Origin of the sequence: Acutalibacter caecimuris, from assembly GCF_034335085.1 — a bacterium.
Classification (GTDB): Bacteria; Bacillota; Clostridia; order Oscillospirales; family Acutalibacteraceae; genus Acutalibacter; species Acutalibacter caecimuris.
The window spans coordinates 17574-36319 of record NZ_JAWXXJ010000004.1 but is presented as its reverse complement, the minus strand read 5'-3'; the positions used below and the strand labels follow the sequence as shown (position 1 = coordinate 36319).

The window sequence follows — 18746 nt, the reverse complement described above, 5'->3', positions numbered from 1 at the left end:
TACTTCCATTTTTTCAAGGGTTGTGGTATACTTACAACAACCAAAAGAATGCACGGCCCGGAACGGTATGACCGTGACAGGCCGCCGACGAAAAGGAAGGTGCTAAGATATGTGTATTTTGAAGAAAATGGTGCCCCTTCTGCTGGCGGTTGCTTTGCTGGCGGGCTGCGGGCAGACTACTGGCAGCCCGGATGTGGGCAACACTGCCGGGGACGAGGAAATCTTTGTGGAAACCGTGGACGTGGAAGATTTGGAGGATCTGGATATTGAGGACGAGGTAGTGGCACTGGCCAGCGGCCCTGCCGCCTTGCATAACCTATTGGTACCGGAAGCCTCTGGCAGGAAGGTGGAAAAGAACCAGAAAGCCCGGATCGACTATTCTAACACCAAAGATGGGTACGTGATGGTAAATTTTACCACAACGACCAAGACCCGGCTAAAGGTCATTATTCAGGGGCCTACCACCAAGTATACCTATGACCTGCCTGCTAAGGAATGGACTACGTTCCCTCTCTCTGATGGCAATGGTACCTATACGGTAGGCGTGTACGAGCAGAACACCAAAAATACAAAGTATGCTACGGTGCTCTCCTTAAAGACCAGTGTGCAGTTGACGGATGAGTTCGCACCCTTCCTGCGGCCTAACCAGTATGTGGACTATGAGGATGCGGTGGACACCATTGCAATGGCGGAAAAGCTGGTAGGCAAAGAGAAGGATCCCATGAAGAAGGTACAGAAGATCTATGATTACGTGGTAAAGAACTTTAAGTACGATACCAAGAAGGCCAGCACCGTGGCCAGTACCTATCTGCCCGAACTGGATAAGGTGCTCAAGGCCAAAAAGGGTATCTGCTTTGACTACGCAGCCCTGATGACCGGTATGCTCCGCAGCCAGGGCGTGCCCTGCAAGCTGGTAGTGGGCTATGCCGGCAGCGTGTACCATGCCTGGATCAACGTGTGGTCAGAGGAGTCCGGCTGGGTGAACAGTGCCATTTACTTCAATGGTACTTCTTGGCAGAGGATGGATCCCACCTTTGCCTCTACCGGCAAGAGCAGCAAATCCATTATGAAGTACATTGGTGACGGGAGTAACTACGATGCCCAACGGCTGTACTAATGCCCCAAGTTTTTCCCGAACCCCTTTAAGAAGTTGAAAAAGCAAACCGCATAGCATACCCCCGGCAGGGCGCGAAAGCCCCTGCCGGGGGTGCTCTTTTGTTGTGGGATGGGGTAAAGAAAGCTTTGTGTGGAGAACGGCCAGGGATTGGGGAGAGGAACGGGGTGCTGCCTTCATAAGATCCCCATTACTTCTGAAAAGCTGGGATTTATTTCTATGTGTGGGTGCCGGGGGCGTTTTCTCAATGCTTTCCAACACTACCCAAAGTAGATTTCCTCTTTACAAAAGCAGGAATTCGCGGTAAAATATAGGGGAATTATTATGGGCTGATTGGCCATAAGGAGGAAAGGCAAGTTTGAATAACAACATCCTGAGCAATGATTCTATTTCTGCCCTGTGCCTGGAACTCTCCATGCTGTTGCACGCTGGTGTAGGCACTGGCGACGGGCTGACCCTGATGGCGGAAGAAAGTGCCGAAGGCGATAAGGAACTGTTTGCGCTCATGTCCCAAAAGGCGGACGAGGGCCTTCCCCTTTCGGCCATCATGAAGGAAACCGGGCGGTTCCCGGTGTATGTATGCGGGCTGGTGCAGGTAGGGGAACAGTCTGGCCGGCTGGAGGACGCCTTGGCAGCGCTTTCCCAGTATTACGAGGAGCGGGCCAGGTTAGACCGGCGGGTACGTAGTGCGCTGTTGTACCCCGCGGTGATGTTGGCCCTGATGCTGGTGGTCATCACGGTGCTGCTGGTGCAGGTGCTGCCCATTTTCGAGGACGTATATGCCTCTTTGGGCGGGCGGCTCACCGGTGTGGCCGGGGGGTTACTGGCCATTGGGCAATGGCTGGACGGGGCTATGCCCGTACTGCTGGTGCTGTTGGCATTGGTGGTAGTGTTTTTTGGCCTGTTTGCGGCAGTGAGTGGCTTTAGAGAGAAAGTGATGGCCCTATGGCGGGGCAAGCGGGGGGACAAAGGCCTTTCCCGCATGATGAATAATGCCCGTGTAGCCCAGGCGCTTTCTATGGGTATGGCCAGTGGCCTGCCGATGGAAGAAGCCGTCACCCTGGCTGGGGAACTGATGGCAGACATCCCCGCAGCCCAGGCCCGGTGCACGCAGTGCCGGGATCAACTGGACAATGGCGAAAGCCTTAGCACAGCTATGAAAGCCAGTGGTCTGTTGCCCGCAGCCCAGTGCCGCCTGCTGGAGCTGGGCCAGCGCAGTGGCGCGGCGGATACCGCTATGGAAAAGCTGGCCAGGGATTTGGCCCAGGAGAGCGAAACTGCCCTGGAGGACCGGGTGAGCCGGGTGGAGCCCGCGCTGGTTTTAGTGTGCTCAGTCCTGGTGGGGATGATTTTGCTCTCTGTGATGTTGCCGCTCATGAACATCATGGCGGCTATAGGGTGAGGCCGTGGGCAGGAGGCAGCCCCGCTGGTTCGGGGCCATGAAACCCTTGCTGATGACCTTAGCCGCCGGGCTGGTGCTGGCGGTGTTCATAACGGCGCTAGGCAGCCTGGAAAGTGGCCAGTCCGCCGAGGGGCTGCGCCAGTTGGAAAACGCCCTGCGTAAAGGCTGCGTGGCCTGCTATGCCACCGAGGGGGCTTACCCCACCAATTTGGAGTATCTGGAAGAGCATTACGGCGTGCAGATTGACCGGGAACGGTATGAGGTGTTTTACAACGCCTTTGCCGAGAACCTGATGCCGAATATTACGGTAATGGAAAAAACATCATGAAAAAAACTACGGTGAAACATAATTTGGATGGTATCGCCGCACTGTTGCTGTTTGCGGTATTTGCTGTGTGTATTTTGATGGTGCTGCTCACCGGGGCCGACGCCTACCGCCGCCTGACCAGCAGGGACAATGAGGCCTATGCCCAGCGTACGGGCACCCAATATTTGGCCCAGCGGGTGCGGCAGGCAGATGTGGCGGGCAGTGTGGAGATAGCAGATTTTGACGGTGTTCCGGCTTTGCAGCTACGGGATGGCAGCGAGAATGTCACCCGCATCTATGTGTATGATGGTTGGCTGATGGAACTTTACAGCGACCCGGCCAACGGCCTGGGCCCGGAGGCAGGGGAATACATTATGGAGGCCCAGGGCCTGGAACTGGACTTGGACTACAATGGCTGCCTGCGTATGCGTTTAACGGTGGACAGCGTTACGGACCAGATAGAAATCAGCCTGCGGGGTGGAAAGGAGTGGAGGACCTGGTGAAAAGCAAAGCGCCTTTGGTGATGATGGAGCAGATGGTGATGATCTTGGTGTTCGCCCTGGCGGCGGCTTTGTGCTTGCAGGCTTTCGTCCTCTCAGACGGTATGTCCCGGCAGGCCCAGCGGCGGGACCAGGCGGTGCTGCTGTGCCAAAACCTGGCCGAGCAGGTGAAATCCTATGAATATTACCGGCGCAATGGGGGCCCCTCTCTGGCTGGGGAGGGGAAGCTCTCCGCCCCGGCGGTGCTCTATTATGACGGAGAGGGCCTGCAGACAGACGCGCCCGCGGCGTACCGCCTGGAGGCCCGGCTGCTGCCGGAGGAACTTTCTACCCTGGGCCGGGCTGAGGTGCGGGCCTATGAGGAGGAAAGTGGCAAGGAGTTGTACAGCCTGACATTTGCTTGGCAGAAAGGGGGCAGTGCCAATGGCTGACCGGGAAGGGAAACATGGGTTTTCGCCACCGGCGCTAGGGGGCAGTTCCCTGCTGGTGGTGTTTGCGGTGTTGAGCCTGACAGTATTTGCTTTGCTAAGCCTGTCTACCGTGCGGGCCGACCAGCGGCTGGGAGATGCCTCGGCCAAAGCGGTAAGCGATTACTATGCCGCCGATGCCCAAGCCCAGGAAATCCTGGCCCGGCTGCGGCTGGGGGAGGTTCCGGCGGGGGTTGCGGAAACAGCGGAAGGCTATGCATATGCCTGCCCTATTTCCGGCACCCAGGCCCTACAGGTGGAGTTGCGGGCCAATGCTGGGAATGTGGAGATCCTGCGTTGGCAGGTGATATCTACGGTGGAATGGGAAGGCTCTGATGATATGGTGGTATGGGACGGCGAAGAGGGAGTAGATTAGCCAAGGCCCAGGCGGAATGCCACAAACGCAGGGAAGGAATAAGGCTATAGACACACATGGGTACCCCACCCGCTGGCCAAAAGCATGGAGAGAGCTTTTAGAATGCAGTGTAGAAATCAAAGGACATACTGCTTTTAGCAGAGCACGGGGGCCGCATCCCTGTGGGCCGGCGGTGGCTTTCCCCGGCAGAACATAATACATCCAGGAGGGCACCAAATTGGAGAATGTAGAAGTATACCTGAAACAGGCGGTAGAGGACGGAGCGTCGGACTTGTTTATCATCAGCGGCAGCGCGGTGTGCGAAAAGCTGGATAAGCGGATGCACAAGATCAGCGAGGAAATGCTTTACCCCCAGCATACGAAAGAACTTATCAGCCAGTTGTACGCCATCGCCAAGCGGCCCATCCAACGGTTTGAGGAGGTTGGGGACGATGACTTTTCCTGTGCGGTGCCGGGTATCGCGCGTTTCAGGGTGAATGCCTACAAGCAGCGTGGGTCTATGGCTGCCGTGGTGCGGGTGGTAGCCTTTGACATCCCTGATTGGCGCAGCCTGCATATCCCGGAGGGTGTGATGAATCTGGCAGATTTGACCCACGGTATGGTGCTGGTCACAGGCACGGCGGGCAGCGGGAAATCCACGACCCAGGCGTGTATTATCGACCGCATCAACAAAACCCGGGAGGCTCATGTGATCACGCTGGAGGATCCCATTGAGCACCTGCATCGGAATAATAAGAGCATCGTCAGCCAGCGGGAGATTGCCATTGACACCCACGACTATCTGGCAGCGTTGCGGGCTTGCTTGCGCCAAGCCCCTGACGTGATGCTGCTGGGGGAAATGCGGGATCACGAAACCATCCGTACCGCTATGACGGCTGCGGAAACGGGCCACCTGCTCATTGCCACCCTGCATACCAAAGGCGCGGTGAATACCATCGACCGTATCGTGGACACTTTCCCCGGAGAGCAGCAGGGGCAGGTGCGGGTGCAGCTTTCTATGGTGTTGCAGGCTGTGGTCAGCCAGCAGCTTTTGCCAGATAAGTCAGGTGGGCTGGTGCCAGCCTATGAAATCATGCTGATCAACGGTGCCATCCGCAATATGATCCGCGATGGCAGCAAAACCCCGCAGATCGATGGGGCCATTGCCTCTGGTGGTGCCGCCGGTATGGTGAGTATGGACACCTCTATCCTCCGCCTCTACCAGGCTGGCACTATTGACAAACAAACGGCTTTAGATTACGCCGATAACCCCGAAACCATGCGGCGGCGGTTGGGCTAGGGCTTGTTTGAAAAATCGAAAACGCCGTCTTTTTACCCAGAAACAACCATCTTCTGCGTCGAAAATCCTCGTAATACGCAAGTATTACTTGCGGTTTTCTCCTTGAATCTAACCGTTTCTGGTCAAAAATCCGTCATTTCCTCTATTTTCAAACAAGCCCTAGGGCCATGCGCATTTCGTTTTAAATTATAGGTTGGGGGAATATATAACGGGTCTGGGAGATTTGCAGGTAATAGAGAAAGCGGAGCGCTGGGTGGGCGCTCCGCTTTTTTTATAGGTGATGTTGGGTTCTAGACCCACTTGGAAATGTCGGTGACAAAGGTATAGGGGTTGGCACGCATTTCCATCAGCCCCACAGCCAATAGGGCCCTGGTGTCGATCAGGAAACTGTTGGCGTGCAGCAGCTTGCCCCGGATGATATCCGGCTCCTCCAGCATATCGCCAATGCGCTGGAACTCCTGGCCCCAGCCAAAGTCATTCATGTCCGTGTAGGTTCGGGGCGCGCCATTTACGGTATACTGGGCCGTTACCGGCCGCAAGTAGGGCGGCTGCACCATTTCTTCCACCCCATGCAGGAAGGTACAGGCATGAAGAACGTCGCCGATAAACAGCAGCTTGCCTCCCACTACCGCCAACTGCATAAAAGGCGAGTGGGGCCCTACAGCAGTGCTGTCCATCTCATGGCCCACAGTGAGCCGGTGGGCCAGCCGTCCCCGGGCACACACCGAGTGGGTGGGGTTTAGGCTGCGTTCTACCCCAGGCATACGCCAAAAGGTGGTGGGCAGCAGGCCGATACAAGGCGGGGTGGTTTCACTATGAAAGTCGGGGTGCTGGGCATTGACGTTTTCGTAGGTTAGGGCGGGTATAAGTAGGGTGCCGGCATCGCCTACAGCCTCCTGTAAGCAGGTAATAACTTCCTCAGGGGCAAGGCTGGTGCCCAGGGCTTTCATGGAGGAGTGGACCAGCACTGCATCCCCAGGTTGGATACCCAGGGCACGGAGGTCTTGCAACAGTGTAGTGAATTCGGATGATTGGTTTGGCATAAGCAGGCGCTCCTTTGTGTATAATGTTCTCCCCGGGTGAGGGTTTCAGCATACCATTTTACGGGAGCAAAATCAAGCCCTAAACTTGAAAAAATGAAAAAGGGCCTGTATTCATAGCCGGAAAACGCTTACCAGGCGTTTTCGGAAAGGATACAGGTCCTTTATAGGGGGGCAAGCGCCCCTATGATACGGTAAATTCAAAGTTCCACAGCCCGGCAACGGAAAGGCCATACCGACCTGGATGCGCCAGTAGCCCATGGGGTACCAGATATTCTACCGTTTCCTCTCCGGCGGGCAGTTCCTGAGAGGACAGCGCCTGCATGGGGCAGGGGTCAAAAATCAGGTACCAGCAGCTCTCCTCTTCGCAATACCATAGGATCTTGTACTTGCTGGATAGATCTCCTGACTGAAACACACTATCTCGACTAATGGTGCGCCGGAATTGCAATGTGTCATACAGAGCGTCCCCTCCGGGCGTAAGCCCCAGATACGCAAAGTTCAGGCCGTCAACTGGCTGTGTCTCCAGCTTGGCCTGAAGGGCAGAATACCGCATAAACCCCACCATACCGTGAGTTTCAGTGGAGATATCCCTTAGGTTGAAGGGTGTCTGGGTTTGCGCGTGGAAGAGCAGCCACCCCGCCCCAGCCAACAGGAGAATATTGCACAACGTTATGGCAACTAATGCAATTTTTGCACTTTTCCTCATAACATATCACCTTTCATGAGTGAAGTTTGGCTAATTCCATCAATAGAATACTATACGGAAAGGTCAATGTCAACAGAAAGAAAGGAAATAATGGGAAGAAATCAGCTCTTTCCCGAACTGTCCGCTTTCTCCTTCAATATTTTGCACAGGGGGAATAGCAGCCCGCCTATCGAGTTACCGGCGGTCATCAGCAGTACATAGCCCACCGTTTTTGGCCCCCAGGCCCCGGCCACAGAGAAGTAGAACATATTGGCGACGCAGTGTTCAAAGCCTACCATCACAAACACCGTCACCCCAAAGAACAGGCCCAGGTACTTGCCCAACTGGTGAGGGTTGCTTTTGTAACTTTCTACCGCCAGGTAGATGAGGATATTGCAAAACACCGACAGAATAAAGATACTCAAAGGAGAATCCCCCAGCTTTGTCTGGGAAATGGAGGCGGCTTTTTCTGCCCAATCCAGCCGGGTGAGGCGTAACGCCCAGCCACACACCGTAGCGCCAGTTAGGTTTCCCAGCCAGATGAGCCCGCATTGGGCCAGATAGGCTGGCGGGTTCTCCAATATGTAGCAGACCTTGCCGGTAAATAGGTTCAGCCCCAGGGTGCACACCGTGAACAGCCCCACCGTGAACAGCGCTGCCCCTACAGCCCGGCTTTCGCTGGCCAAAAAAGCTGCCCCCCCAATGGAGATAGCCACCCCGGCCAGGACAGCGTATAGGAAAGTGACAAAATGTTTCATATGGTGCCTCGTTTCGGTTTTCTTCTTATTATAGCTGAGCGGGATGAGAATTGCAATGCCTTGAACTGTTTTGGAGTTGCATATAAGCGGAAGGCCAGCGAACCTGATGCACTTTTGCCTGATAGGGGCAGGAAGAAAGTTGGGTGGGTATTCTGAAAGAAATCTGTAAGCATTTTCTTGCAAAGATACATTGACAGGTGAGGTATATTGCGCTATAATGAATTTCAGAAAAGGAGGGATACGATGTCCATTGCGTCGGATGTGATACGCGGGCATACGGATACCATCATACTGGCCCAACTGCTTAAGGGGGACAGCTACGGGTATAAGATCAACCGCGCTATTCAGGAAAAAACCGGCGGGGCGTATGAACTTAAAGAGGCTACGCTGTACACCGCCTTCCGCCGGCTGGAACAGACGGGCTGCATCACCTCATATTGGGGTGATGAAAATACCGGGGCCCGCCGGCGGTATTACTCCATTACCCAGGCCGGGATGGATCAGTATTACCGTATGGTGGCTGAGTGGGAGCAGTCCAAACAGCTTTTGCAACAGCTTATTATGCCGGAAGGCTGACATACTTAGCAGGGTAATGAACAGGGCTGGAAACGATTGGCAATCAAAATGAAAGGGAGAAAAACTATGGAATACAAGATCCGTGAATACATGGACCAGCTTTTTGAAAGCGCACCCCGTACCCAGCGGGCTTATGAACTAAAGATTGAGTTGACCCAAAACCTTATTGATAAATACTATGCCCTGGTGGGCGAGGGCAAAGAGCCAGAGGAAGCTTTTAACCTGACGGTGATGAGCATTGGCGATGTGCGGGAGTTGTTTGCCCAGTTGGAGGATGATGAAAACGGCCAGCCTGTACCCCAGCCGGTCTTTTATCCCCAGCCCCAGCCGGACCAGAGGCGGGCAATTGTACGGATGGCAGCGGTGATGCTGTTCGTGCTCAGCGTGGTGCCGCCCATTGTGGGTGGGGAGATGTTCGGTGACTGGGGCGGGGAAGTGCTGGGCCCTGTGGGTATGTTTGTGATGATCGCCATTGGCGTGGGCCTGCTGGTCTACGACAAATTTACCCATCCCACCGTTCCCCAGCCCGTTCCCGGCACGGTGGTGCAGGACTTCCGCCAGTGGCAGGGCCGCAAGGCTAAGAAAAAGCACTGGATAGCTGCCTTCAATGGGGCGTTCTGGCCATTGGTACTGGCAGTATATTTCCTGTTAAGCTTTGCCACAGGCAAATGGTACATCACGTGGGTGATCTTCCTGATCGCCCCGGCAGTGGATGTGATCGTCAATACGCTGCTAAAGTCTATCATGGATAAGGATAGGATATGAGCGGGAAAAGGCCTGGTTTACAAGGCGATTATGAAAGAGAATATGGGAGGAGATTATGAAAAAACTGAAAAAATCACAGATATTCCTGATCATCACCTGTGGGGCGGCCGCATTGTTCTTCACCCTTGTGCTGATGGCCGGGCTGTCTGCCGATAACTTTGGGTTTGGCGAGAGCGGGAAGGAGCGGGTACGCAACAATGTGAACACCCGCGACATAGACCCCGTGGAGGCAGAGGTGAATGCGGTGGAAATCTCCTGGCTGACCGGCCCGGTTTCAGTGGGCGTGAGCCCGGACAGCAAAATCCACGTGACCGAGCGTAGTGCAAAAAAACTGGACGAGGGCCAGCGGATGGATGTAAGTGTCAAATCTGGAAAGCTGACAGTGCGTTGGGATAACCAGTGGTTCCGACGTTGGTTCAACGTGAACCTGGGTGGCTGGTTTGGCTTGCTGGATAAGGAGCTGGAAGTATTGCTGCCCCCGGACTTGGCGAAAAACCTGGTGGTGTTGCAGGTGGAGAATACTTCCGATGACCTGACAGTGGACGGGTGCAGCGCGGAAGAGGTAACAGCCTCCACAGTCAGCGGCTATTTGATCCTTACGGACTGTACGGCGGTAGACTATATGGGCGTCAATAGCGTTTCCGGTGATGTGATTTTGGAGGACATTGCCGGTGGTGAGGAGTTGAACATTAATACGGTAAGCGGTGGCGTGGCAGTGACCGGGGGGGCCACACAGGAGTTGCAGGTTCATACGGTTTCCGGAGATTGCCAGTATAAGGGTACGGCAGAGGAACTGTGTTTCGATACGGTATCTGGCAACATGGCCGCTACCTTAGGCAACTGCCCTGAGAATGCTGACATGAATTCGGTTTCCGGCGGGTTACTGTTGTACTTGCCGGCAGGTTCCGGTTTTACGGTAGACCATTCCAGTGTGTCTGGCGAGTTCCGCTCGGATTTTAGTATGGAAACAGTTGGTGGTAAATCCCGCTGTGGTTCCGGTGAGGCGGAGATCAAAATGAATACCACATCCGGCGAAATGGCTGTGGATCGGGCCAGGTAACAGTTTGGGGCAGAGGCCCCGCCAATGTGAAAGAGGAAGGGCCAGGCTGCAATATGCGGCCTGGCCCTTCCGTTTATGGATCTGGTCAACGTTCCTTAAAGTAGTCGATACGTACAGCCTCCATTGCCATAGAAACACGTTGTTTTGCTTGGGCGGTAAGAGTAGGGTCTGGATCCTGCATCCCAGGCTCAAAGTAGGTTTCGCCGTCATACCAGGCGCCGTCGGGGAACATCACAACGCCTCCCTTGTCGCCGAAGATGTCATCGCCTACATAGTACCGGCGGTCGGCATCCAGGCCGAACAGGTTCACCAATGTGGGTACAATGTCTACTGTGCTACAGTACTTTTCTACCTCTTGGGCCTGTAGACCGCCGCCATAGAAGAAACAGGGGGTATTATAGAGTTCTGGCGGTCCGCTGACACCCTTTTGCTGGTACAGGAACTCCTTATCCGTGAAATATTTGTCATAATGGTCGGTGTAGAACAGCAGGACAGTGTCATCCAGGCGGCCTTCTGCCTCCAGCCGATCCATCAACATACCAATAAACTGGTCGGTTTCCATCATATGGGTAACGGCATGGGTGAGTTCCAACAAATTTTCCGGGCTGCTGTCAATGCCGGAACGTTTCACATATGCCTCGGCCTCGTCCCAATGGCGCTGGGCAATGTTCTTCAAGTCGTCATCATAGGGCCCGTGGCCGGAGAAGGTGATGATAAAACTGAAAAAGGGCTGTTCCTGTACAGGTGCGAACTGCTCGTAGGCGTTCATCAATTCTGTATCCAGGTCGGCATCGGCCATGCCCATATCATCCCGCCAGTTAAAGGACTCAAACCCTAGATTGGCATGGACTGTCCCCCGGCTGTAAAGCTTGGGGTTATAAGCGTGGTAAGAATTTACCGAATAGCCCTGCTTTGCAAAAAGGTGGGCTAAGGAAAGGGGAAAACTGTCTGTAGCATAGGTGCCGATGGAAACCCCGGAGTTGGCAGGGATTAGCCCGGTTTGGGTGATGATCTCTGTGTTAAAGGTAGCCGCGGAGATGAATAAGGGCGTATAGAAGTGGGGAATGTCCAGTGCCTCTTCCCGTATCCGGTATAGGTTTGGCATGATTTCTTCCGTGACGAACCAACTATCTATGGATTCCATCATGATCATGATAAAGTTTTTGTCTTTCAACGCGTCGGTATACGCGTTTTTGCCGCTGATCTCTTCTCCGCGTTGGTCAAAGAAAGTGTCCAGTTCCTCTATCCCCTTGCGGTCTACACCCCAGCCCAGGGTGACGGCCAGGTTGCGGGCTGTATATTGGTACAGGCCGGTGAGTTTCATGCAGCGGTTTAGGTTGGTAAATTCCTCGTATATGGCTGTGTCATCATTGGGGTCATAGTTCTGCATCCAGCCCACAGCGTTGCTTTTGGGGGTAAGCGCTAGGGAGGTAACCGTTAGCGGTACAAGGGCCAGTATGACAGCGCCCAGTGAAACCGCCGGCCGCAGCCAACGCCGCCGGGCGGGCTTGGGCTTTTGGCTGAACAGGATAGCTACAGCAACCATCAGCAAAAAGACAGCTAAGATAAAAAAGACCTTTTTGGGCAGGCGCAGGTATTCCAGGCTGAAGAATTCCATGCCGTCCCCGGCAAAGTTTATGTCATGAAAGCTAAAGAAATGGCCAAAGACCTTGAAAATGACCCCGTTTAGAAGCGCCATAAAGGCTGCAAATACCCCAAGAAACCCCATAGCAATGCGCCGTCCCAGCCGGGGCAACAGGGATACCAGCCCGGTAAGCAGCAGCGCCCAGCCAACCGTAAACAGCATGGGCTGCCAGGCCAGCAGCCGGGTACTTCCCGCAAAGGCATAGACCCACCGGAAAGCGTAATCTAAAAACACAAGTGCTAGAAAAAACAATGGCAGGCTGCCTATGCCACACTTTTTACACAGTTGAGAGAGCTTCTCCTTTGCCTCATTCACAAGCAAAACTCCTTTTTTTGAATCGAGCCGTAATGTATTCTTAAATTATACACCTGTTTGTATGTACCGTCAAGATGCTGGAGGGCATAGGTACTATGCAAAGGCGAGTTTATGCACTGGTAGTGTCCAAAATGAAGAGTTTAAGAACGAGGCTCCAGCGGACAAATAGTAAAAGATTCGTATTCTCACCTGCCGGTTCGGTCGGCTCGTGACGGCCGCTCTACTTGGCTGCGCCAAGTAGCCGGTGGCCCTCGCCCTTTTCAAAGGTGGTGGGGTTCTTAGGGGGCGACAATTGCCGGTGGCGATTGCCCGTCGCCGACTGAGGCGGCAGCCGAGAATCAGAGCCCAAGAGTTGGCTACGCCAACTCTCCGCCGCCGGAGGCCAACACTTCTCTGTAACCTCTTCTTTATGGACACACCCATGTGAGCGCCGCTCTTGCAATTTCTTCCAAACCATATTATAATGATAACATAAAAGCAGTTGCCCCGCTGTTTACGGGGGCAGAGAATCCATCAGGAGGAATTTATTATGAATAAAACAATTACTGCCGCCAATGCGCCTGCCGCTGTAGGGCCCTACTGTCATGCCAAGCTTTGCGGCAACACGCTATATACCTCTGGCCAGTTGGGGCTTGACCCGGTTACCGGGGAACTGCCGGCGGGGGTGGAGGCCCAGGCTGTGCAGGCTTTGGAAAACCTGCAGGCTGTGCTGGCTGCTGCGGGCATGGCTTGCAGCGATGTGGTTAAGACTACGGTGTTTTTAGCTGACATGAATGATTTTGCCGCTATCAACGCCATTTACGCCAAGTACTTCACCGGCGAAACTCCTTCCCGTTCGTGCGTGCAGGTGGCTGCGCTGCCGAAGGGGGCGCTGTTCGAGATAGAGGCTGTGGCGGTGAAGTAAGCGCCGGGAAGGGCCAAAAAAAATCACAATCATGTAGAAGGAAACGCCAGGAGAGCCCTGGCGTTTTTGTTTTGCCTGTATCGCCAACATTACAAAAGTGTAAGGTAGGCCGGACTTTTTGTAAGGCGGCCTTATGGATTTTGTAAGAATTATCCGCTATACTTAAACCATGATAATGAAACAAGGGAGCGATACACATGGCGCTATTAAATGTTGAGCATTTGAAAAAGACCTATTCCAACCGGCTGGGCGGGGCACAGGTGCACGCTTTGCAGGATGTGAACTTTACTGTGGAGCAGGGAGAGTTTGCCGCTATTATGGGCGAGTCCGGCTCTGGTAAGACCACTTTGCTGAATATCCTGGCTGCGCTGGATAAGCCCACCAGCGGTAAGGTCTGGCTAAATATGCGGGACATCGTTAGTCTGAAGGAAAAGGAGATATCCGCTTTCCGCCGGGATAACCTGGGGTTTGTGTTCCAGGACTTTAACTTGTTGGATACCTTCTCGGTACGGGATAACATCTTCCTGCCCCTGGTGCTGGCTGGGAAAAAATACCCGGAGATGCAGGAAAGGCTGGAGCCCATTGCCAAAAAGCTGGGCATTGGGGATTTGCTGGAAAAGTACCCCTACGAGATCTCTGGCGGGCAGAAACAGCGGACAGCTATTGCCAGGGCCATTATCACCCGGCCCCAGCTTATTTTGGCGGATGAGCCGACCGGTGCGCTGGATTCCCGCTCGGCGGGGCAGATTATGGACGTGTTTGCCGGGGTGAACCGGGACGGCCACACGGTGCTGATGGTGACCCATTCCATCCAGGCGGCCAGCCGGGCCGGGCGGGTGCTGTTTATTAAGGACGGCCAGGTGTTCCATCAGATTTATCGGGGCGGCATGACGGATGACCAGATGTACCAGAGCATTTCAGATACCCTGACGGTGCTGGCCACCAGCAAAGCCTCTGGGCAGCCTGTGCCTGCTGGTGTAGGCAGGCATTATGAGGAGGGTGAGGACAATGCTTAAGCTATATCCCCGGCTGGCTTGGCAGAACCTGCGCAAGAATTACAGGGTAACGGTGCCCTATCTGCTGTCCGGATCAGGTATCATCATGATGTACTACATGATCTGTGCCCTGACTGTAGGGGCGGAAAACTCTGAATTCTACGGGGCCCGTACCGCGGCCAGCGCGTTAGGATTCGGCATTATAGTGATTGCCATTTTTGGAGCGATCTTTTTATTCTACACCAACAGTTTCTTGATGAAACGCAGAAAAAAGGAATTGGGCCTCTACAATATTCTGGGCATGGAAAAGCGCCATATCGCCGGGGTCATCCTTAGCGAAACACTGATGACTGCTTTGACTTGCATAGGGCTGGGGGTAGTGCTGGGCGTTGTGTTTTCCAAAGTGTTTTTCCTTATTTTGGAAAAACTATTAGGCATAGCCGGGGTGGTTCCCTTTGTAATACCCGTTTCGGCAATCTTCCAGGCAGTGCTGCTGTTTGGGTGTATTTTCCTGGTTACAGCGCTGTACAACATTTTGCAGGTGCGTCTTTCAAAGCCGATCGAACTGCTCCACGGAGGTGAGATAGGGGAGAAGGAGCCCAAAGCCCACTGGCTGCTGGCGATTTTAGGGCTTGGCCTGCTGGGAGCGGGGTATTATCTGTCCCTGTCAATTTCCAACCCTCTAGACGCCCTCATGATGTTCTTTGTGGCTGTGGTGCTGGTAATTTTGGGTACCTATCTGCTGTTTATCGTGGGCATTACGGCCCTGCTCAAGCTACTAAAGAAGAACAGGCGTTTCTATTACAAGACCCAGCATTTTACCACGGTTTCAGGAATGCTTTACCGCATGAAACAGAATGCGGCGGGGCTGGCGTCCATCTGCATCTTGTTTACCTGCCTGCTGGTAACGGTTTCTACCACTTTTTCCCTTTACACCGGGGTAGATGACGCGGTAAATAAGCGCTGTCCACAGGATATTGAAATGAGTTTTTCGGGGATCACAGAGGAAGAGCTAGAAGTGATGTTCCAGGAAGTTGCCTCTATCTGCGCAAAGAATAACGTCCAGATGGAGAACGTCCTCAACCGGCGCTCTTGGCTGCTTGCCTGTTCCCGGGTAGATAATACCTTGTATTTGAACGATGGGCTGCTAAATTCGGTTTATGTCAGCTTTGACTTGTACACCCTGGAGGACTACAACCGTTATTTCAACGACAGTCGGAACCTGAATGCAGACGAGGTGCTGCTCTACGACCCGGAGGGGACCTTCCCTTATGATACCATGACGGTCTTTGACAAGACCTATCAGGTGACAAAGATTGATATGCCCGGCCGGGACAGGGACACAAGCTATATGACGGGGTTTGAAAGCTACGCCCTGGTGTTGGGAGATCCTGCCCTGTTTGACGGAGATAAGCTGATGCTGGCGGATAATGATAGGGAACAGGGCTGGTATTGGGCTGAACACCTCTACCGGCTTGACATTGCGGGCCATGATCATGAGGCCATTGAAACAGTGGCCAGTGAGATCAGGGAATGGATCGATAGAGAATCCCGTAACTGGAATGCTTTCGTGAATGGCGAGGGGTTTAGCATGAGTTTTATGAGTAAACCAAGCGTCCGGGAGGACTTTGCCAGCTTGTACGGGGGCGTGTTCTTCCTGGGGCTGTTTATGGGGGCTATGTTCCTGATGGGCACGGTGCTGATCATGTACTATAAGCAGGTGTCTGAGGGCTACGAGGATGCCAAGCGCTTTGACATCATGCAAAAGGTGGGCATGAGCCGGGAGGAAGTAAAGAAGAGCATCCACAGCCAGGTGTTGCTGGTATTCTTCCTGCCGCTGGCTACGGCGGTGATGCACCTTTGCTTTGCCTTCCCAATGCTGCAAAAGATTCTGGGTCTGATGAATGCGGTAAACCTACAGCTTATTTTAACCTCGATGGCGGGCTGCGTAGGGGTGTTCGGGGCCATGTATCTGGTGATCTACCTACTGACAGCCCGGACTTATTACCGTATTGTAGAGAGCGCGGCGTAAAGGGCGGATATTTGGATATTTGGAACTGGTCTGTTTCGCCGGTGCGGCAGTGCTATGTAGGGGTGGCTCCTTGCAGGCTGCTCCACATGACTTCCATATAGACAGGAGAAAGAAGGGGGATATATCAATGCTGTGGAAAATAGAGTGTATGTCGATTTTTAGTGTGGCCGTTTCCTTATTGGAATACGCTTGGCGTTTCATAGGTTGGGTACTTGAAATACTGTGGAAACTGGTCACGGGGAGTTTGCATATGGGTTTTAAGCTGGTAACAGGTGTGGCTGACCTGCTATTACAGCCCTTTAGCTGGGGTATTGACCGGCTGTGGGATGTAGGTGTGCAGGGTGGCCAGGGGCTGTGGGGCGTGTTTGGGTGGGTGCTTTCGGCACTGTTAACGGCCTGCCTGTTGATCGCTTTGCTGGCTGTAGCCGGGAATGCCTACCGTAGGCTACGGCATAGGTGAGGTGCAAGCTGGTTTGCCTAAAAACAGAAAGCGGAAGGGAGCCATAGGGGTTCCTTTCCGCTTTCTTGCTATATGACCGGGTCGGTGGCGGATTCTTCCAAAACCGCCTTTCTTCCTTGCTCTTTTAATAGTAGGAATAGCCGTATTAATCCCACCAGGATACTTACAGCGCCCAACTTGACATCCATAGTATCGCCACCTTGGGTGGCCAGGCCCTCTGCCTGGCATTGGAACCCATACAGTGCTCTCAACGTTATCAGGGAGGCGGCTATCTGCATATTTTGGGGCTCTATACCACCCTCATGCCCCAGTAACCGGCACTTTTCCAGTTCCAGCGAGCGGTATTGCAGGGCCAAACCCAGCATGATGGTTTGTAGCAGCCCCTGGGAGTTTTCCAGCAGTCTAAGCCCTTCCTCTACCTGTTTGCCCGTTGTGCCAGGGGATGCGCCCCAGAGTGCGCCTGTTTCTCGCATAATCTTGTCCCTCCCGGTTTGCTGCCGTTATTACATCCTATGCGCAGAACAGGGATCGGGTGCAAGGGATTAGCGGGTAGTATGCTCTGGGCTGATGGAGGCAAGGCCCACCTTAACCAGGCCCGTAAATCCGGCAAAGGCACTGGGGATAGGATAGTCATCAAGATCTTGGGCCCAGCGCCACCCTGTGGGAAGGATGGCGCTTTCGGCATCCACCACATAGGCTGACATACGCCACTCGACGTGGGTAAATATATGTTTCGCATGGCCCGCGTCCCTTTTGGGGCCCTTTACGGGGCAGGGCCAGGGGGCTAGCTCATTGGGGAACTCCCAAAGGCCAGCCAGTAGGCCCTTTGCAGGCCGCTGGCGTAAGGCAACCTGTCCTTGGTGGAAAATCAGGTAGACAGTCCGCATTTCTACAGGCCGGGGCTTTTTCTCCGGCAGCACAGGTAGCTGATGGGCAGTCCCTGCTTGCCGGGCAGCGCAGAAACTTTCCGCCGGGCAACAGTCGCACAGGGGCGTACTTCCCGGCAGGCAGACCATAGCGCCCAGATCCATTATCGCCTGGTTAAAGGCCCCTGGCGCGTTTGGCGGGATCACCGCAGCTACAGCCTGGGTGATTTCCCGCTTGACGGCGGGTTTTGTTACCGGGCGATGGTCATTGGTAAGGCGGCTGACTACCCGCAGCACGTTGCCGTCTACAGCAGGCACGGCCATGCCAAGGGCAATAGAGCCAATCGCCCCCGCTGTGTATGCGCCTACCCCGGCAAGGTTTTGCAAGGCTTTAATATCAGCCGGAAACCGCCCCCCAAACTCCTCCACGATCTGCCCAGCAGCCTTCCGCAGATTCCGGGCGCGGTTATAGTAGCCAAGCCCCTGCCAGAGTTTCATCAACCGGTCCTCCGGGCAGGCGGCCAGATCCTCTACCGTGGGTAGGGCATCCATGAACCGGGCGTAGTAACCCAGCACTGCCGCTACCCGGGTCTGCTGCAACATCAGTTCCGATACCAGCACATGGTAGGGCGTGGGGTCGCTGCGCCAGGGCAGGGTGCGGGCATTTTGGGCGTACCAGTCCAACAGTGGGGCGGGCAGATATGCCAGGGGGGTCATGGTTGGGCCCTCAACCGGGCCAGTAGATGCTGGCAGCCTGTTAGTACGTCTTGCCAGGTGGCATCAAAGTCCCGGGTGTACCAGGGGTCAGCCACGCTGTCAGGCCGGCCGGTATATTCCAGCAGCAGGTGGATTTTCCCTTCTGGGTCGCCGCCGCAGATGCGCCGCATATCCCGTAGATTGCTGCTGTCCATGCCAATCAACAGGTCAAACCGCTGGTAGTCCTCCCGGGTCATCTGCCGGGCAACCTTGCCGGTACAGTCGATGCCATGTTCCCGTAGCTTTTGCCGGGCAGGGGGATAGACCGGGTTGCCCAGTTCTTCACTGCTGATAGCAGCAGATTCGATAACAAATGCATCCCGTAATCCTGCTTGCTCCGCCAGATTTTTCATCACGAACTCTGCCATAGGGCTGCGGCAGATATTGCCCAGGCAGACGAATAATATCCTTGTCATGTAGGCTCTCCCTTGTTGCTGAACG

At 54.3% G+C, this 18746-nt stretch carries 21 protein-coding genes; 14 read left to right on the top strand and 7 right to left on the bottom strand.

Translation table 11 applies throughout. The features are described from left to right. The first annotated feature begins 109 nt into the window (after positions 1-109). The 7 genes from U8U01_RS03575 to U8U01_RS03545 all read left to right on the top strand — a co-directional run bounded on the left by U8U01_RS03575 (position 110) and on the right by U8U01_RS03545 (position 5445). A complete protein-coding gene (locus U8U01_RS03575) occupies positions 110-1117 on the top strand; it encodes a transglutaminase family protein (protein WP_322170479.1) in 1008 nt (335 codons plus the stop codon). Positions 1118-1472: 355 nt separating this feature from the next. Beyond that, the gene (locus tag U8U01_RS03570) at positions 1473-2516 is read left to right on the top strand and encodes a type II secretion system F family protein (RefSeq protein ID WP_322170476.1); all 1044 of its coding nucleotides are present in this window, start codon (positions 1473-1475) and stop codon (positions 2514-2516) included. Positions 2517-2520: 4 nt separating this feature from the next. Beyond that, positions 2521-2844, top strand: coding sequence for a hypothetical protein (locus tag U8U01_RS03565; protein ID WP_322170474.1), 324 nt, complete (start codon positions 2521-2523; stop codon positions 2842-2844). Further along, entirely contained in the window at positions 2841-3326 is a 486-nt protein-coding gene (locus tag U8U01_RS03560; protein ID WP_322170471.1) for a DUF4860 domain-containing protein, read from the top strand. The genes U8U01_RS03565 and U8U01_RS03560 overlap by 4 nt, the downstream gene beginning before the upstream one ends. Continuing rightward, the gene (locus tag U8U01_RS03555) at positions 3323-3754 is read left to right on the top strand and encodes a hypothetical protein (protein ID WP_322170469.1); all 432 of its coding nucleotides are present in this window, start codon (positions 3323-3325) and stop codon (positions 3752-3754) included. Before U8U01_RS03560 ends, U8U01_RS03555 begins: the two co-directional genes overlap by 4 nt. Continuing rightward, positions 3747-4166: a hypothetical protein gene (locus tag U8U01_RS03550; RefSeq protein WP_322170467.1), complete on the top strand. Its 420-nt coding sequence runs from the start codon at positions 3747-3749 to the stop codon at positions 4164-4166. Before U8U01_RS03555 ends, U8U01_RS03550 begins: the two co-directional genes overlap by 8 nt. Before the next feature lie 217 nt (positions 4167-4383). Continuing rightward, positions 4384-5445 carry a type IV pilus twitching motility protein PilT gene (locus tag U8U01_RS03545; RefSeq protein WP_322170462.1) on the top strand — a complete coding sequence of 354 codons (1062 nt, stop codon included), beginning with the start codon at positions 4384-4386 and terminating at the stop codon, positions 5443-5445. 290 nt (positions 5446-5735) lie between these two features. On the opposite strand, the gene U8U01_RS03540 is transcribed toward U8U01_RS03545, so the two are convergent. From U8U01_RS03540 to U8U01_RS03530, 3 genes are all read right to left on the bottom strand, one after another. Then, positions 5736-6488 carry an AAC(3) family N-acetyltransferase gene (locus U8U01_RS03540; protein WP_322170458.1) on the bottom strand — a complete coding sequence of 251 codons (753 nt, stop codon included), beginning with the start codon at positions 6486-6488 and terminating at the stop codon, positions 5736-5738. Positions 6489-6669: 181 nt separating this feature from the next. Further along, positions 6670-7041: a hypothetical protein gene (locus U8U01_RS03535; protein ID WP_322170455.1), complete on the bottom strand. Its 372-nt coding sequence runs from the start codon at positions 7039-7041 to the stop codon at positions 6670-6672. Positions 7042-7295: 254 nt separating this feature from the next. After that, entirely contained in the window at positions 7296-8207 is a 912-nt protein-coding gene (locus tag U8U01_RS03530) for a formate/nitrite transporter family protein (RefSeq protein ID WP_322170453.1), read from the bottom strand. On the opposite strand from U8U01_RS03530, the gene U8U01_RS03525 reads away from it, so the two are divergent. The 3 genes from U8U01_RS03525 to U8U01_RS03515 all read left to right on the top strand — a co-directional run bounded on the left by U8U01_RS03525 (position 8175) and on the right by U8U01_RS03515 (position 10332). Further along, positions 8175-8507 carry a PadR family transcriptional regulator gene (locus U8U01_RS03525; RefSeq protein WP_322170451.1) on the top strand — a complete coding sequence of 111 codons (333 nt, stop codon included), beginning with the start codon at positions 8175-8177 and terminating at the stop codon, positions 8505-8507. The two genes, U8U01_RS03530 and U8U01_RS03525, sit on opposite strands and share 33 nt — an antisense overlap. A 66-nt stretch (positions 8508-8573) precedes the next feature. Then, a complete protein-coding gene (locus tag U8U01_RS03520) occupies positions 8574-9272 on the top strand; it encodes a permease prefix domain 1-containing protein (RefSeq protein ID WP_322170448.1) in 699 nt (232 codons plus the stop codon). 55 nt (positions 9273-9327) lie between these two features. After that, positions 9328-10332 carry a DUF4097 family beta strand repeat-containing protein gene (locus tag U8U01_RS03515; RefSeq protein ID WP_322170445.1) on the top strand — a complete coding sequence of 335 codons (1005 nt, stop codon included), beginning with the start codon at positions 9328-9330 and terminating at the stop codon, positions 10330-10332. Between the two features lie 85 nt (positions 10333-10417). Here the strand turns inward: U8U01_RS03515 and U8U01_RS03510 are convergent, their stop codons facing one another. Next, on the bottom strand, positions 10418-12292 hold the full coding sequence (locus tag U8U01_RS03510; RefSeq protein ID WP_322170441.1) for an LTA synthase family protein: 1875 nt from the start codon (positions 12290-12292) through the stop codon (positions 10418-10420). A 529-nt stretch (positions 12293-12821) separates the two neighbouring features. On the opposite strand from U8U01_RS03510, the gene U8U01_RS03505 reads away from it, so the two are divergent. The 4 genes from U8U01_RS03505 (at position 12822) to U8U01_RS03490 (ending at position 16683) form a co-directional block, all read left to right on the top strand. Then, on the top strand, positions 12822-13196 hold the full coding sequence (locus U8U01_RS03505; RefSeq protein WP_322170438.1) for a RidA family protein: 375 nt from the start codon (positions 12822-12824) through the stop codon (positions 13194-13196). Between the two features lie 197 nt (positions 13197-13393). Next, complete coding sequence (locus tag U8U01_RS03500) at positions 13394-14212, top strand: ABC transporter ATP-binding protein (RefSeq protein WP_322170435.1); 819 nt, start codon at positions 13394-13396, stop codon at positions 14210-14212. Then, positions 14205-16223 carry an ABC transporter permease gene (locus U8U01_RS03495; protein ID WP_322170432.1) on the top strand — a complete coding sequence of 673 codons (2019 nt, stop codon included), beginning with the start codon at positions 14205-14207 and terminating at the stop codon, positions 16221-16223. The genes U8U01_RS03500 and U8U01_RS03495 overlap by 8 nt, the downstream gene beginning before the upstream one ends. A gap of 250 nt (positions 16224-16473) precedes the next feature. Continuing rightward, entirely contained in the window at positions 16474-16683 is a 210-nt protein-coding gene (locus U8U01_RS03490; protein ID WP_322170429.1) for a hypothetical protein, read from the top strand. A gap of 68 nt (positions 16684-16751) precedes the next feature. On the opposite strand, the gene U8U01_RS03485 is transcribed toward U8U01_RS03490, so the two are convergent. The 3 genes from U8U01_RS03485 to U8U01_RS03475 all read right to left on the bottom strand — a co-directional run bounded on the left by U8U01_RS03485 (position 16752) and on the right by U8U01_RS03475 (position 18721). Then, positions 16752-17156: a hypothetical protein gene (locus tag U8U01_RS03485; protein ID WP_322170426.1), complete on the bottom strand. Its 405-nt coding sequence runs from the start codon at positions 17154-17156 to the stop codon at positions 16752-16754. A 69-nt stretch (positions 17157-17225) separates the two neighbouring features. Beyond that, positions 17226-18266, bottom strand: a complete 1041-nt coding sequence (gene mutY, locus U8U01_RS03480; RefSeq protein ID WP_322170423.1) for an A/G-specific adenine glycosylase — start codon at positions 18264-18266, stop codon at positions 17226-17228. Next, positions 18263-18721 (bottom strand): low molecular weight protein-tyrosine-phosphatase, encoded by a 459-nt coding sequence (locus U8U01_RS03475; protein WP_322170420.1) that lies wholly within the window; start codon positions 18719-18721, stop codon positions 18263-18265. Before U8U01_RS03475 ends, mutY begins: the two co-directional genes overlap by 4 nt. Positions 18722-18746 lie beyond the last annotated feature (25 nt).

Bases quoted from the DNA above. Each gene is read 5' to 3' on its own strand.
- U8U01_RS03495 (WP_322170432.1), top strand. From the start codon at position 14,205: ATGCTTAAGCTATATCCCCGGCTGGCTTGGCAGAACCTGCGCAAGAAT.
- U8U01_RS03520 (WP_322170448.1), top strand. From the start codon at position 8,574: ATGGAATACAAGATCCGTGAATACATGGACCAGCTTTTTGAAAGCGCA.
- U8U01_RS03505 (WP_322170438.1), top strand. From the start codon at position 12,822: ATGAATAAAACAATTACTGCCGCCAATGCGCCTGCCGCTGTAGGGCCC.
- U8U01_RS03515 (WP_322170445.1), top strand. From the start codon at position 9,328: ATGAAAAAACTGAAAAAATCACAGATATTCCTGATCATCACCTGTGGG.
- U8U01_RS03550 (WP_322170467.1), top strand. From the start codon at position 3,747: ATGGCTGACCGGGAAGGGAAACATGGGTTTTCGCCACCGGCGCTAGGG.
- U8U01_RS03540 (WP_322170458.1), bottom strand. From the start codon at position 6,488: ATGCCAAACCAATCATCCGAATTCACTACACTGTTGCAAGACCTCCGT.
- U8U01_RS03500 (WP_322170435.1), top strand. From the start codon at position 13,394: ATGGCGCTATTAAATGTTGAGCATTTGAAAAAGACCTATTCCAACCGG.
- U8U01_RS03485 (WP_322170426.1), bottom strand. From the start codon at position 17,156: ATGCGAGAAACAGGCGCACTCTGGGGCGCATCCCCTGGCACAACGGGC.
- U8U01_RS03535 (WP_322170455.1), bottom strand. From the start codon at position 7,041: ATGCGGTATTCTGCCCTTCAGGCCAAGCTGGAGACACAGCCAGTTGAC.
- U8U01_RS03490 (WP_322170429.1), top strand. From the start codon at position 16,474: ATGGGTTTTAAGCTGGTAACAGGTGTGGCTGACCTGCTATTACAGCCC.
- U8U01_RS03575 (WP_322170479.1), top strand. From the start codon at position 110: ATGTGTATTTTGAAGAAAATGGTGCCCCTTCTGCTGGCGGTTGCTTTG.
- U8U01_RS03525 (WP_322170451.1), top strand. From the start codon at position 8,175: ATGTCCATTGCGTCGGATGTGATACGCGGGCATACGGATACCATCATA.
- U8U01_RS03560 (WP_322170471.1), top strand. From the start codon at position 2,841: ATGAAAAAAACTACGGTGAAACATAATTTGGATGGTATCGCCGCACTG.
- U8U01_RS03530 (WP_322170453.1), bottom strand. From the start codon at position 8,207: ATGCCCGCGTATCACATCCGACGCAATGGACATCGTATCCCTCCTTTT.
- mutY (WP_322170423.1), bottom strand. From the start codon at position 18,266: ATGACCCCCCTGGCATATCTGCCCGCCCCACTGTTGGACTGGTACGCC.
- U8U01_RS03475 (WP_322170420.1), bottom strand. From the start codon at position 18,721: ATGACAAGGATATTATTCGTCTGCCTGGGCAATATCTGCCGCAGCCCT.